Origin of the sequence: Xanthocytophaga flava (assembly GCF_030068545.1) — a bacterium.
Lineage (GTDB): Bacteria > Bacteroidota > Bacteroidia > Cytophagales > 172606-1 > Xanthocytophaga > Xanthocytophaga flava.
Map to the genome: position 1 here is coordinate 1 of NZ_JASJOR010000048.1, position 14,266 is coordinate 14,266.

Annotated in this window: 10 protein-coding genes; 4 read left to right on the plus strand and 6 right to left on the minus strand. The window is 41.0% G+C overall.

Annotated elements, in window-relative coordinates; genetic code table 11:
* Positions 1–619: 619 nt before the first annotated feature.
* Both QNI15_RS36485 and cdd read right to left on the minus strand, forming a co-directional pair.
* Positions 620–1,165: a hypothetical protein gene (locus QNI15_RS36485; protein ID WP_314036914.1), complete on the minus strand. Its 546-nt coding sequence runs from the start codon at positions 1,163–1,165 to the stop codon at positions 620–622.
* Positions 1,166–1,365: 200 nt separating this feature from the next.
* Complete coding sequence (cdd, locus tag QNI15_RS36490) at positions 1,366–1,848, minus strand: cytidine deaminase (RefSeq protein WP_314036916.1); 483 nt, start codon at positions 1,846–1,848, stop codon at positions 1,366–1,368.
* A 249-nt stretch (positions 1,849–2,097) separates the two neighbouring features.
* Between cdd and QNI15_RS36495 the strand changes: the two genes are divergently transcribed.
* On the plus strand, positions 2,098–3,480 hold the full coding sequence (locus tag QNI15_RS36495; protein WP_314036918.1) for a saccharopine dehydrogenase C-terminal domain-containing protein: 1,383 nt from the start codon (positions 2,098–2,100) through the stop codon (positions 3,478–3,480).
* A 102-nt stretch (positions 3,481–3,582) separates the two neighbouring features.
* Here the strand turns inward: QNI15_RS36495 and QNI15_RS36500 are convergent, their stop codons facing one another.
* Both QNI15_RS36500 and QNI15_RS36505 read right to left on the minus strand, forming a co-directional pair.
* Positions 3,583–5,025, minus strand: a complete 1,443-nt coding sequence (locus tag QNI15_RS36500) for a DUF1501 domain-containing protein (protein WP_314000212.1) — start codon at positions 5,023–5,025, stop codon at positions 3,583–3,585.
* 50 nt (positions 5,026–5,075) lie between these two features.
* Entirely contained in the window at positions 5,076–8,393 is a 3,318-nt protein-coding gene (locus tag QNI15_RS36505; protein ID WP_314036920.1) for a DUF1553 domain-containing protein, read from the minus strand.
* A 389-nt stretch (positions 8,394–8,782) separates the two neighbouring features.
* Here QNI15_RS36505 and QNI15_RS36510 point away from each other — a divergent pair, with 389 nt between their 5' ends.
* Complete coding sequence (locus QNI15_RS36510) at positions 8,783–10,216, plus strand: hypothetical protein (protein ID WP_314036922.1); 1,434 nt, start codon at positions 8,783–8,785, stop codon at positions 10,214–10,216.
* Positions 10,217–10,257: 41 nt separating this feature from the next.
* Entirely contained in the window at positions 10,258–10,857 is a 600-nt protein-coding gene (gene gldD, locus QNI15_RS36515) for a gliding motility lipoprotein GldD (protein ID WP_314036924.1), read from the plus strand.
* Positions 10,858–10,931: 74 nt separating this feature from the next.
* Here the strand turns inward: gldD and QNI15_RS36520 are convergent, their stop codons facing one another.
* Positions 10,932–11,480 (minus strand): cob(I)yrinic acid a,c-diamide adenosyltransferase, encoded by a 549-nt coding sequence (locus QNI15_RS36520; RefSeq protein WP_313983558.1) that lies wholly within the window; start codon positions 11,478–11,480, stop codon positions 10,932–10,934.
* A gap of 98 nt (positions 11,481–11,578) precedes the next feature.
* On the opposite strand from QNI15_RS36520, the gene QNI15_RS36525 reads away from it, so the two are divergent.
* Positions 11,579–12,379, plus strand: coding sequence for a mechanosensitive ion channel family protein (locus QNI15_RS36525; RefSeq protein ID WP_314000219.1), 801 nt, complete (start codon positions 11,579–11,581; stop codon positions 12,377–12,379).
* 402 nt (positions 12,380–12,781) lie between these two features.
* On the opposite strand, the gene guaB is transcribed toward QNI15_RS36525, so the two are convergent.
* Complete coding sequence (guaB, locus tag QNI15_RS36530; RefSeq protein ID WP_314000222.1) at positions 12,782–14,251, minus strand: IMP dehydrogenase; 1,470 nt, start codon at positions 14,249–14,251, stop codon at positions 12,782–12,784.
* Positions 14,252–14,266 lie beyond the last annotated feature (15 nt).

Below are 14,266 nucleotides of genomic sequence, written 5' to 3' on the forward strand. Positions count from 1 at the left end.
ACAGTTTCAAAGTCTTATTAATTCGGTTTGAGAAGAAGGCGCCTAACTGGACTGCATTTCTCTATATGGCTTTCTCTATTCGTTTTTTACGTAAAATCCAACCTCTTAATAAATACTAAACAACTTCTAAGCTGGATTACTGACGTAACCTGATAATCGGGAAAATATGGAAAAATGCTTTCATAAGCATTAATGATGGAAGTTCCTATCTATCACTTTTGTACTATAGGGTGAATTTTAAGAAAGTAATAATTGCTTCTAGAAATAACCTATATACAAGTCGCTAATAAACACTAAACTGCAATCCAGTGAAGGTGAAGACTCCTTAGAGATTAACATACAAACAGATCGAAACAACAAATAACTGGCATATAGGTTGAGTTTGTGTGTAACTGGAGTTCAGGTTAAAAATAAAAACAGCCCGAACTCCGGTTAATTCTCTAAGCAGCCTGAATTCCAGTCAATGCCGTCTGTAATCTGTAGACAGGTCAGAGTTCTTGATTTTTGCATATCGGATTAAAAACCAGATGCTCAAAGATTAAAAATACCTTTGTAGTTACCTTAAATACAAGTTTTTCTGATCTTATAAAATGTGAAAGTGAAACTAAAGGCGGTCCGATCATTTATGTTTGCCACACCTATATGCATACCCTATGCCCACCTGTAGGGAATAGGTGAACTTGCTTCTGTCACCAGGTGCTGCACCAGTAGTAACTATGTACAATGTATGCAATACTCCCACCCCCATAAAACTATATAAACCTGAGTTGTGACGTAGTTTTATACCTGCAGTTATTGTTTGCTGCTGTGGCGTATAGCTGGTTGAAGGTGACAATGTACGAATGATCAGACTTGGATTATACAGAAACCTGTAACTTACAAAAGGTCTCAGCACCTTATAAGGATCTGTATCAAATAGATATTGATATCCCAGGCTAAAACCTGTCACTGAAGGCGGATCATCCACAGTACTGTATCCACCCTTGATAATCAAATAACGTAACCCTACTATAATACCATGTTTTCCAAAGGAGTGTATATATTCTAATGGAATTTGGTGGGCAATAGCACTTGATTGATAGGATACCTGCAACTCACTTATATTTCGGAGTTTCGCAGATTGTGCGTACGTGTAATAACTCCCACCTTGAAGTATAAGCAGCATCCTAAAGAGGCATTTCCTGAGGATACATATCTGGCTCAGAAAAATCTCCTGGTGACTAACTCTTCCAGTTCTCATATTCCTCTTTTCCAATTGGATTCTTATACACTACCTGTATGCATAAGGCATTAGCATGGGGCAATAAGACATTCCTGTAAGTTGTTTTTATTCAGACAAAAAATCATCCCGAGCAAACCACTCCCTTACCCCAGATTATCCTGTGTAAACTTGATAGGCAGCAAAGAATCTATAGATTGAAGGACACACACTGTATTATCTGCACCTTGCAGCAACATTCGGATTGATTTTTGCTGCTTGTATTCATACTCTAACAGAGCTTGTCTGCAAGCACCACAAGGTGATACAGAGACAAATGTTGGACTGCTGGCAGGTTTGGCTGTTACAGCTATGGCGGTGATGATCTGGCCGGGATAGTTGGCTCCTGTGGCAAATATAGCAGTTCGTTCGGCACATAATCCGGAAGGATAAGCGGCATTTTCCTGGTTGCTGCCTTTGATGATAGTGCCGTCTTCAAGCAATACAGCGGCTCCGACATGGAAGTTGGAATAAGGCGCATAGGCACTCTGTAATGCTTCCTGAGCTGAATGCATTATCATTTTATCTGTATCGGATAATTCATCCCAGTCAAAAATTTCAACAGAAATTTCTAAATTGATCTTTCGCATCGTTTACCTATTTCAGTCAGAATACTATCTTTGCTCTGTTAAAAGGGGTGTGAAAGTAAAGATTTCTTTGTGAAAATCAAATAAAAGGTGATTTTTGCCCACAGCAAGAGGAATAGAGAGAAGAGGTATTTCGTTTAGTAAGTATATAGATGTCTGATGAGGAGATAAATTTCTGTGAGGCATCATTTATTTAGGAAGCAGATAGTATTTGAAAAAGACGGTTTATTAACGATTCAATATTAACAGGTTATGACTTTGGCAAGTGAAAATTCAAGCGAGCAAAAACGGATTCTGATTTTAGGCGCAGGTCGCTCTTCTACATATTTAATTGATTATCTGGCTAAAGTTGCCCCTGAGAAAAACTGGAAACTGATAGTAGGAGATATGGAGCTGGCTCCGGCACAGCGTAAAACAGAAATGTATCCACATGTAGATTCTATTCTGTTTGATGTATTTGACCAGAAACAACGAGAGATGCAGATAAATCAGGCTGACGTAGTGATATCTATGTTGCCTGCTATCTATCATGTACATGTAGCAAGGGCCTGTATGCGTTTCAGCAAGCATCTATTTACGGCTTCATATATTTCATCGGAAGTACGTGAGTTGAACATTGAAGCTACCCGCAAAAACCTGCTGATTCTGATGGAGTGTGGGTTAGACCCAGGATTAGATCACATGTCTGCTATGCGCATTATAGATCGTATTCATGAAAAAGGTGGAAAGATATCTCTATTACGTTCTTGGTGTGGTGGACAGATTTCCAAGCAAAACAACGACAACCCGTGGAAGTATAAATTCACTTGGAACCCCCGTAATCTGGTTGTTTCCGGACAGAGTATGGTGAAATTTTTGCATCATGGACAGTACAAGTTTATTCCTTCCCACCAGGTGTTTGCCCGGGTGGAGAATTTGAATATCAAAGGCTTTGGTGAAATGGAAGGATATGGAAACCGCGATTCGCTTAACTACAGAGAAGCCTATCGGGTACCTGAAGTAAATACTTTGCTACGTGGTACATTACGTCCTAAAGGATTCAGTGAAGCGTGGCAAATTTTGGTTCGTTTGGGTCTGACAGAGTCTGTACACAGAATTGAAGGATCAGAGAATCTCACGTATAGAGAATGGGTGGAACTGTTTCTGGAAGAAAAATCTGAGCTTTCTCTGGCAGAACAGGTAGCTGAATACCTTAACGTAGATGTGAACTCTGAGGCTATGCGAAAAGTAATCTGGCTGGGATTGTTCAGTGATGAGAAAATCGGAATTGCCAATGCTACTCCTGCTGAGATATTACAGCATTTATTGGAAAAGAAATGGCAACTCACTTCAGAGGAAGAAGATATCATTGCTGTACAGCACGAAATCGAGTATGAACTAAATGGTGAACACAAACGCCTGGTATCTTCGTTATTGGTTAGAGGTGAAGACTTTATTCACACTGCTATGGCTAAAACTGTAGGCTATCCGCTTGCTGTAGCTGTTAAATTACTCTTAGAAGGCAAAATCACCGCTCGTGGTGTTCAGATTCCGGTTGTAAAAGAAATTTATGAACCTGTATTAGCTGAACTGGAAAATTTGGGCTTGGTATTTCAAGAAGAAGAAACCACTATCGCGAATAGTGTAGAAGCCTAATATTTCACACACAGATTATAAAGTATATAAATAACCAGAGCCTATACCTTTTTGATGGGTGTAGGCTTTGCCTTTTAAGATTCATGTCTAATTGAAAATTATTTAGGCTATGATTCCTTTCACTAAGCTGCCATGTACATCTGTTAAGCGATAGCGCCTTCCCTGAAATTTGAAAACCATCTTTTCATGATCCACACCTAGCAGATTCATCACTGTGGCCTGAAAATCGTGAACATGTACCCCATCCTTGACAATATTGTATCCAAAATCATCTGTCTGCCCATAGGTAATGCCTTTTTTTACACCGGCTCCAGCCATCCAGATAGTAAAACAGCGTGGATGGTGGTCCCTGCCGTAATTTTCAGGGGTGAGTTTCCCTTGTGAATAGTTGGTTCGTCCAAATTCACCGCCCCAGATAACCAGTGTTTCGTCCAGTAGTCCTCTCATCTTTAGATCTTTAATCAGTGCTACAGAGGCTTGATCTACACTTTTGGCCATAACTTTTATATCATTGGGCAGATTGCCATGCTGATCCCATCCCTGGTGGTATAATTGGATAAACTTCACATCTTTTTCTGCCAGCTTTCGTGCCAGCAGGCAATTGTAGGCAAATGTGCCTGGTTTTCGGGAGTCTGGTCCGTACATGTTGAAGATATAATCAGGCTCTTTGCTGATATCCAATGTTTCCGGAACTGACATTTGCATTCGGTAAGCCATCTCATACTGATTGATTCGGGAGTTTATTTCCGGATCTGCGGTATGTTTGTATTGCTCCTGATGCAGTTCTGATAAATAATCCAGCATTCGGCGTCTGCTAGCCCTATCCATTCCGGATGGATCATTGAGATATAATACCGGATCTTTGCCTGAACGAAAAAGAACCCCCTGATGCTCGGAAGGCAAAAAGCCATTACCCCAAAGTTTAGCATACAAGGGTTGATCGCCTTCTCGACCACGCGATAGCAAGACTACAAATGTGGGCAAGTTCTGGTTGTCACTTCCTAATCCATAACTAACCCATGAGCCAAAGCTGGGCCTTCCTGCCTGCTGAGAGCCTGTTTGTACAAACGTTACTGCCGGATCATGGTTAATGGCCTCTGTATACATAGATTTTATAAAACACAGATCATCGGCTATCTGTGTATGATACGGCAACAAATCGCTGATCCATGCCCGACTTTTGCCCCATTGCTTGAACTCAAACTTCCCAAACGCCAATGGAAAGGAACGCTGCCCGGAAGACATACCTGTCAGGCGTTGATTGCCTCGTATAGAAGAAGGTAATTCCTGTCCAAACATTTCTCTTAGTTTAGGTTTGTAGTCAAACAATTCCAGTTGAGAGGGGGCACCACTCTGAAACAAGTAAATAACACGCTTGGCCTTAGGAGCAAAGTGAGGTGTGCGGATAGGTTTGGGATCATCCGAGGCAAATGCGTTTAACGGATTGAGCAAAGATCCCAAAGCTACGGTTCCCAGGCCTAATACACTTCCTTTTAGAAATTCTCGCCGATTTATCTGGGAGGCAATCTTTTCTGTATCATTCATAGAATTACAAGTTCGGGGTAAAGATAGTTGTGTTCACAAATCCGAATATGCTAGCGTTTCATAACAGTCTCTTCGAAGTTGATTAGCGTAGTAGCTACCATGCTGCATGCTGCCAGTTCAGGTACATTGAGTGCCTTATTTACAGGATATTCACCTGTGCTTAGCAAACTGAGTGCACGCTGTGGCTGTTTTTGAAAATCAGCCAGTTCTTCAGCATATAGTTTATTCAGCAAGTTAAGTTCTTTGTCTCGTGGGTGTCGGCCTACCAATGCTTTAAACGCAAAAGAGATACGTTGCTCTGGTGTGTTTCCGCCTTCTTTCATCATCCGTTCACCCAGTAAGCGGGATGCTTCCATATATTGCGGATCATTCATCAGAATCAGAGCCTGTAAGGGTGTACTGGTTTTCTGACGCCGAACCACACAGAAATACCGGTCTGGTACATCAAAAATGAGCATAGAGGGTGGAGGAGAGCTCCGTTTCCAGACAGTATACAGACTTCTACGGTACAAATCTTCGCCATGGCTTTGTGTATAACTGGTCGCATTACGTGTGGCTAGTGCTTCCCATATTCCTGCTGGCTGATAAGGATATACACTAGGACCGCCAATTTTCCGGGTCAACAGGCCACTGGCTGCTAGTATTTTATCCCGAATTACCTCTGCGGATAACCGATAACTTGGCGCTCTGCTTAATAATGTGTTATCAGGATCAATTTCCTGACTGATTTTAGATGCCAAAGAAGACTGTCTGTATGTGGCAGATAGTACCATCTTTTTATGAAGCGCTTTGGCATTCCAGCCGGATTCCCGGAAATAGACTGCCAGCCAGTCCAGCAGTTCGGGATGTGTTGGTAAAGCACCCTGATTGCCAAAGTCTTCAATTGTAGAAACTAACCCTTTACCAAAATACATAGCCCAGAACCTGTTTACCATGACACGTGAAAACAACGGGTTCTTTTTATCGAGTAACCAACGTGCCAACCCCAATCGATTAGCCGGATATTGGGTACTGTCAAATGCGAGAACGGTAGCGGGTGTATGAGAACTAAGTGGTTCCTTCATTGGAGCATCATAAGCACCTCTGGCCAGAATAAATGTTTTTCGCTTTTGATTGGCAGGTAACTCACTCATTGTCATCACCTCAGGAATGTCTGTAAGTAATATTGTCTCCTGAAGCCGCAATTCACTTAGCTTTTGTTGGTATGAAGCAAAGGATTCATCTATGTTCCATAAATAATAGTCAAATAATGCCTCCTGTTGTTTGGGTGTACGTTTTTCTATAGGAGTAGCGACAATTTGATAAAGTGCATTTGTCCCTGTTGCCAGCTTGGTTATCTCTGGCTGAGTAAGCTTTCGTTTGTAAATAAGTAGTTCATCAACCTGAATGTCAGCTATAGTCCCACGCATATTTTTGCCAATCTCAAAAGGCATATAGGACCAGTTGATGTTATGCGGACCATGCAGAATACTTTTGGTAAGATGATCAGTAATAACTTGTGTAGTTGCCTGTTTGCCATTGATATACAAGCTTATCCCTTCGGCTTTTGCACTGCCATCATAGGTTAGTAAAATGTTTGTCCACTGATCTACGCCAACTCTTTCCTGTGTACGGATTTCAATGCAGTTGGCAGGCCATACATAACTGAATATAGTAGTTAATGTTCCGTCGGCATTAAGTGATACATCGTATCCTCGAAATCCTTCAAATTCTCCGTTGTTCCGGTTAAAGATTGGACCTTTGATCCCTTTTTTGAGTATGTTAATCCATAAGCTGACAGAGAAAGGCTGGTTTCGTTCAAAATTCAAACCCGTATAATAGCGTTTTTTAGGGTCTGGCTGAAGATCTATTTTGCCAGCCAGATCAATACCACAGTCTCCTATTAACTGTCTGGCTGTCCCAAATTTTCCGTTTACTTGCCTGGGTCGTTTATCTTTGTCTCCCGAACTATACGCCTTTAGATCAGTTTTGACTTCGTTTGTATACGTTGAGTCTGTCCCTGTATCAAAAGAAACATGTGCCAGTAAATCTTTTGTGTGTATATCTGGTAATTTGGGGGCAGTTGGTAACTGAGATTGCCAGACTTGAAAAGCTGTTTTATATGTAGGTTGGTTGGGATTTGCTTTTTCAAGCAGAGGAACCATTTGTTTACGAATAGCTTCCAGCTTTGCACTCACTTCTTTATCCGGAAGTAAGATAGAAGGTGATGCTTCACCATTGTAAGGAATGATGCCACTTTCCTTATTCTGATTAAAGAAGGCAAACAGCGAATAATAATCTTTTTGCGAAATCGGATCATACTTATGATCATGGCACCGGGCACACTCTATCGTTAATCCCAGAAAGGCTTTTCCAAACGTATTCGCTCTATCTGCTACATATTCGGTTCTGTATTCCTCATCAATAATACCCCCTTCCTGACTCTGAGGATGATTTCTGTTAAAAGAAGTAGCGATAAGCTTGTCCTGATCCGGGTTAGGAAGTAAATCTCCTGCCAGTTGCCAGGTGACGAATCGGTCAAACGAAAGATTGCGATTAAATGCCCGTATGACCCAGTCTCTATACGGAAAAGAGTTTCGCATGCCATCATCCTGATATCCGTGTGTGTCGGCATATCGGGCCAGATCCAGCCAGTCAGATGCCATCCGTTCGCCATAATGAGGAGACGCAAGTAAGCGATTCACTACTTTCTCATAAGCGTGTATGGAAGTATCTGCTAAAAAAGCATCAATTTCAGAAGGAGTAGGGGGGAGGCCGGTCAAGTCCAGTGATACGCGTCGTAAAAGTGTTTCTTTGTCTGCCTCAGGAGCAGGGGTAAGCTTTTTTTCTTCAAGCTTCTTTGCTACAAAAAAATCAATTGCGTTAACAGGCCAGTTTTTTACCTTGATATCTGGCAGATCTGTTTTAGCTGGTGGAATTAATGACCAATGTGTTTTGTATTCGGCACCTTGTTTGATCCATTTAACAATCAGTGCTTTCTCTTCCTCATTTAGAGACAGGTGAGATTCTGGAGTAGGCATCATAAACTTGGGATCATTGGATAAGATCCTGTTTACTACCTCGCTCTCTGACAGATTACCTGGTACAATGGCATGTTTACCCTTATTTTCAGGTAGCTCACTGAATGCACCATCTGGTGTGTCTAATCGCAAACCTGCCTTTTGTTTGTTCTTGTCTGGTCCATGACAGGCAAAGCAGCGATCCGACAACAATGGTTTGACATGAAGGTTATAATCAACCTTATCAGGCAAGGCATTGTAGGCTGTTTCAATCTCTTTGGGAACAGATTCTGTACAGGATGCCACAAGTAGCATACCTATCAAGCCGATACCATACCAGATAGAGCCTATCCAACGATTGGTTCTCATATACTATAGTTGCTTATATGATATTACCAAATCTACTAAAGAGTTATGTATTATACGATTAAAAAATAGTATTATTTGCGGTGTATTGGATGTTTGCAAAGAATTTAGTATCTTTTTTGAGGTAGATCTATATTTAGTTGTTGCATGGTCTTCTTTACAAAAGATTTCCCTAAAACAAGGTGTCTGATAGAAATGTCAAGCAGAAAGCTGTCATACAGTCACAGATCTGTATATTTGCGCTGCTTTTGGAAATAAGGCTATAAAGTTTTAACAGAACTAAGATGCGTAGAGCATATTGTGCAGAGAGATGGCTGTGATGTTTAGAGGATGTTTACCTCCGAGGACGATAATTGAAATTTACTGTAGAGAGTGTGTATGATACTTAATTTATGCGTTTGTTAAAATTTATTCTGTGCCTTATAGCGGGTTTGTTTCCTTTGATGGTGATTGCACAGGAGAGTACAGTAGAGCTGGGATCTAAAACCATTGCTTGGGATGAGCCTTTTGCTATAACATTGATCATTAAAAATACACAGCAGCCTAATGTATACTCTTCTTTCCCGGAAATTAAAGGATTTCGTAAACGGGACATAGTACTGGTAACAAGCAAGGAAACTGTTGCAGGAAAAAGTCTGACTGTTCAGCGTATTACCCAGAATTACATGGCAGAGAAGCAGGGTAGTTTTGTGTTGAATGATTTTGTCATGACTGTCAACGAAAAAGAGGTTGAGGTAAAAGGAATCACTATATCAGTAACAGCACCTATAAATCCCAACTACGAGTTACTGCAGGATAGTACACTGGCAAAAGAGATTTCTTCTGTGGCGACAGAATACGCCAATGTAAAAGACAATGCCTTTCTGGCTTTAAGTATTGACAAAGAGCAAGTATATGTGGGGGAAGGGTTTACTGTTTCACTGGCTATCTATATTGCAGATAATAATCCAATAGAACTGGTTGCCTATAAAACAGGCGAGCAACTGATTGATATACTGAAAAAGATAAAGCCAAAAAATTGCTGGGAGGAAGATTTTCGGATACGGGAATTCCAATCGTTTCCAGTGACAATAAAAAAGCGGAAATACACCCAGTACAAAATCTACCAGGCAACATTTTATCCTTTTAATACGGATACGGTACGGTTTGGGCAGGTAGGATTAACTATGCTGGCAAAAAAGACAGGCAATAAGAAAGAAAATCAGCAGACGTTTTATTCCTATCCCAAAGAAGTCACTGTCAAAGAGTTGCCTCCACATCCTTTGCAAAAAGGGATTGCTGTAGGTAAGTTTGAAATGGAAGAGGCAATCAGTCAACGATATCCCAGAACAGGGAAAGGATTTTATTATCAGTTTAAAATAAAAGGAGAAGGCAATTTTTCAGCAGTAAATGTTCCCTCACCTGCTTCCAATGCTGTATTTGACTTTTTTCCTCCTGAGAGTAAGCTGAGCCTGAACCTGACAGGACGCAAGGTAGTAGGAGATAAAGTTTTTCAGATCTATGCCTTACCTAAGGAGCCTGGTGTGTATAATTGGCAGGATTACTTCCAGTGGATTTATTTTAATATAGAAAAGAAAGACTATGATACTTTACGATCCCAATTAACACTGGATATCAAAGGGGAGAGTCTGCGAAATCTGAGTATTTCTTCCAGTGATCTGGGAGGAATATATGATCGTATGAATACAGAAAATAATGAACTGTATCCACTCGATTCAAAAGATAGAGTGCGATGGAGTGCAAATATTTTGATAGGAGTGATGATGGGTATTACTTTGATTTTAATTTTGTGGCAGCAACAAAAGCCTGGAGGCAATAAATCCTAAGTATTTATAGACTATATTCTCATTTTAGATAGCATTTTTTCATGGCACTTCGTTACAGGAACAGCATTCTGGTATTATTTATTAGTGGATTGGTTCTACTAGCATCCGCATGTGATGGCGAACCGGATTATGTTCCCAAACCTAAAGGATACAACCGGATAGATTTACCAGACCATGCCTATCAATCATTAGAAGGAAAGTATCCGTATCAGTTTGAATATTCCTCACATGCTATCATTCGGCCTGATACATTTGCGACAGCTGAACCCTATTGGATTTTTGTATACTATCCAGCATTGAAAGCCAATCTTCAGCTTACCTATAAATCGGTTGATGAGGATCCTAAAAAATTTCAGGAGTTGATTAATGATGCCTATCGGCTTGCCAATAAACACAATGTAAAGGCAGAGGCTATTGATGAATTTATAATGAAAACCAAAGATGGCAAAACCGCCAATCTGTTTACCTTACAGGGAGAAGTACCCAGTCAGTTCCAGTTCTACATAACAGATACCACTACCCATTTTTTCAGAGGCGCATTGTATTTCAAAACGGCTACCAAAAATGATTCTCTGGCACCCGTGATTGACTATATTAAGAAAGATGCCATGCATATGCTGAATACGCTTAAGTGGAAATAGAGCCTTACTGCTGGCTGGAGTCTTCAATATCCTCTATGCCAGACCGACTTAGGGAATAGACCCTCAGCGAAGGTCTATTTGCGGGGTGTCCATTTTATTTCCTCTTTGTCCAATGCATGCGACATGTACCTGGACAAGACAAATAAGTAATCCGAAAGGCGATTCAGATAGATAATAATCAGATCTTCAACATATTCCCGTTCACTTAAACGAATTACCTGGCGTTCGGTACGGCGGCAAACAGTTCGGGCAATGTGGCAGAAAGACACACCCTGATCCCCTCCCGGAAGTATAAACGACCGAAGTTCGGGTAGTTGGGCATTCATTTTGTCTATCTCTGTTTCAAGCAAGGTTACATCTGTATCGAATAAGTCGGGTATACTCATTTTATTTTTTTCAGGATCTGCGGCTAAGGAAGAGCCAATGGTAAACAATCGGTCCTGAATTGTCTTAAGTATATCAAGATGGATCGCATTGACCTTCTGGTCCCGAACAAGTCCTATATGACTATTGAGTTCATCCACCATGCCATAGGCCTCAATACGATCATGAGACTTTAATACACGGGTACCACCAAGCAAAGAGGTATATCCTTTGTCTCCGGTTTTGGTATAAATTTTCATAGGTCTGGCAATAACAGAAACTAAAATGCGATTATGGGAAATAGTCTACAAAATCATTTGTCAAATGTATAGTAATAAAGTTAATACCTAACAATTCTATGAACAGATCTCAGAGTAATGTATTGGGATTCCTTATGAATCTTCAAAAATATGTAGATGATGCCGTCAGCCTGGCTATACGGTATATTCCCCAACTTGTATTAGCCATTCTTGTACTCTTGATTGGCTTGTGGATTGCTAACCGGTTAACTGCCTTATTAGGAAAGGCTATGGAGCTGCGGGGAATAGATGTTTCCCTGCGTTCTTTTTTGAAAAGCTTACTGAATATCGGATTGAAAATTCTTCTTTTGTTCAGTGTAGCCGATATGATTGGCATCCACACCACCTCTTTTCTTGCAGTTCTGGGTGCGGCAGGTTTGGCCATCGGTTTAGCCTTACAGGGTAGTTTATCTAACTTTGCAGGGGGAGTGTTGATATTGATTCTGCATCCGTATCGTGTAGGAGATCTGATTACTGCACAGGGGCAGACTGGACGTGTAAAGGAGATTCAGATATTCAATACTATTCTACTTACCGAAGATGGAAAGACAGTTATCTTACCTAATGGGGCTGTTTCAAACAGTACCATTATCAATCTTACTACTTCTGGTGCACATACCTTTACAGTTACATTGGATATAAATGCAAACAGTGATTTTGAAAAGGTTAAAGATAAGTTACAATCCTTCATGAAAGCAGATGAAAGAATCACAGATTCCTGGGTGACTATCTCAAAACTTACTCCAGCCGTGATGACAATTTCTGTTACGGGCACTACTGCTACAGACAACTCTGCTATTATTCAAAGTGATTTATTGCTGAAAATGAAGCAATGGATCAATGAGGAAAAAATCGCCTGATTTGTAGTTGAGTCCTGGCAAATTTTGGAAAAAACTCTTTTTTCTGCTTGCTCTCCCTTCCTGTCCTTCTGAAAGAAACTTCCCGCCATGGCGGGACATGTGTGACAAATAGAGATGTGTTTGGTTTCTGAGAGAAAAAATATATCTAGAAGGAATGGCCGCCGCTCTTGTCAAGGGATCTTTTCAGGAGGATAGAAGGATACCTTTATTTGTAGATCTCTTCTATAGGAAAGATGAAACAAGATGAGAGTTGACTTTGGGCCTTGTGGGTGAAATCATCGCTGGATTGAAGAGAAACCTCTATAATGCGGTAAGTTTGAAATGATTATTCTATAAATACAGAGGCTACACTTTTTTGAAAAAGTGTAGCCTCTGTTCTTTTCTGATTTCAAATACTATAGATTAACGACTATTGTAATTAGGTGCTTCACGCACAATCTGAATATCGTGAGGATGGCTTTCGCGTACACCTGCAGCCGTAATTTTTACAAATTTGGCTTGTTGCAAAGCTTCAATATCCTTAGCCCCACAGTAGCCCATACCAGCCTTTAAGCCACCTACCATCTGATAGATAACTTCAGAAGCAGTTCCTTTATAAGGTACACGGCCTACGATTCCTTCCGGAACCAGCTTTTTAATATCATCCTCTGCATCCTGGAAGTAACGATCTTTCGATCCATCTTCCATCGCTTCCAGAGAACCCATACCACGATAGGTTTTGAATTTACGTCCTTCATACAACACTACTTCTCCCGGAGCTTCTTCGGTACCAGCCAGCATAGAGCCTACCATGATGCTGCTTGCTCCACCTGCTATTGCTTTTACCAGATCACCGGAGAAACGAATACCTCCGTCAGCAATAACAGGAACACCTGAACCCAGAATGGCTTTGGCAGATTCGTATACAGCAGATAGCTGAGGCATACCAATACCTGCAATGATACGGGTTGTACAGATACTACCTGGTCCAACACCTACCTTTACTGCATCGGCTCCTGCATCAACCAACGCTTTTGCTCCAGCTCCCGTCGCCACGTTTCCAACAATCACATCCAGTGAGAATCGGTTTTTCACGCTTTTCAATGCATCGATTACACCTTTGGAGTGACCATGAGCCGTATCAATACTTACTACATCCACACCTGCTTTAGCCAGTGCTTCAATACGGTCAAGCAGATCATGTGTCACACCAACAGCGGCTCCTACACGCAGACGGCCATACTCATCTTTACAAGCATTGGGATGGCTTTTGCGTTTCAGGATATCTTTGTAGGTAATCAAACCTTTGAGTGTACCATTGTTATCTACAATCGGTAATTTCTCAATCTTATATTCCTGAAGGATATCTTCTGCTTTAGCCAGATCAACACCTACCGGAGCGGTAATGATGTTTTCTTTCGTCATTACTTCAATGACAGGCTTCTGCATATCTTTTTGAAAACGCAGGTCACGGTTGGTTAAGATACCTACCAGCTTTCCGGAAGAATTAATTACAGGAATACCACCAATTTTGAAATCCCGCATGATACGGTGAGCATCGCCAAGGGTAGCATTTTCGTCGAGTGTGATAGGATCTAGGATCATTCCACTTTCAGAACGTTTTACACGACGTACAGCATCCGCTTGTGCTTCAATGCTCATATTTTTATGAATGAATCCCAGTCCACCTTCCTGTGCCATCGCGATTGCCATAGCGGATTCGGTAACTGTATCCATTGCAGCAGACACAATGGGTATATTCAGAAGAATGTTTCGCGTGAGACGGCTTTTTGTATCAGTATCGCGTGGAAGAACTTCAGAATAAGCAGGCAGAAGAAGCACATCATCATAAGTAAGTGCTTCGAACAAAAATTTAGAGGGATCTAAAGACATGGCAAACAACAGATT

What these genes read in the sequence shown, in the direction of transcription:
- QNI15_RS36485 (WP_314036914.1), bottom strand. Translation starts at nt 1,165, where the DNA reads ATGCTGCTTATACTTCAAGGTGGGAGTTATTACACGTACGCACAATCT.
- cdd (WP_314036916.1), bottom strand. Translation starts at nt 1,848, where the DNA reads ATGCGAAAGATCAATTTAGAAATTTCTGTTGAAATTTTTGACTGGGAT.
- QNI15_RS36495 (WP_314036918.1), top strand. Translation starts at nt 2,098, where the DNA reads ATGACTTTGGCAAGTGAAAATTCAAGCGAGCAAAAACGGATTCTGATT.
- QNI15_RS36500 (WP_314000212.1), bottom strand. Translation starts at nt 5,025, where the DNA reads ATGAATGATACAGAAAAGATTGCCTCCCAGATAAATCGGCGAGAATTT.
- QNI15_RS36505 (WP_314036920.1), bottom strand. Translation starts at nt 8,393, where the DNA reads ATGAGAACCAATCGTTGGATAGGCTCTATCTGGTATGGTATCGGCTTG.
- QNI15_RS36510 (WP_314036922.1), top strand. Translation starts at nt 8,783, where the DNA reads ATGCGTTTGTTAAAATTTATTCTGTGCCTTATAGCGGGTTTGTTTCCT.
- gldD (WP_314036924.1), top strand. Translation starts at nt 10,258, where the DNA reads ATGGCACTTCGTTACAGGAACAGCATTCTGGTATTATTTATTAGTGGA.
- QNI15_RS36520 (WP_313983558.1), bottom strand. Translation starts at nt 11,480, where the DNA reads ATGAAAATTTATACCAAAACCGGAGACAAAGGATATACCTCTTTGCTT.
- QNI15_RS36525 (WP_314000219.1), top strand. Translation starts at nt 11,579, where the DNA reads ATGAACAGATCTCAGAGTAATGTATTGGGATTCCTTATGAATCTTCAA.
- guaB (WP_314000222.1), bottom strand. Translation starts at nt 14,251, where the DNA reads ATGTCTTTAGATCCCTCTAAATTTTTGTTCGAAGCACTTACTTATGAT.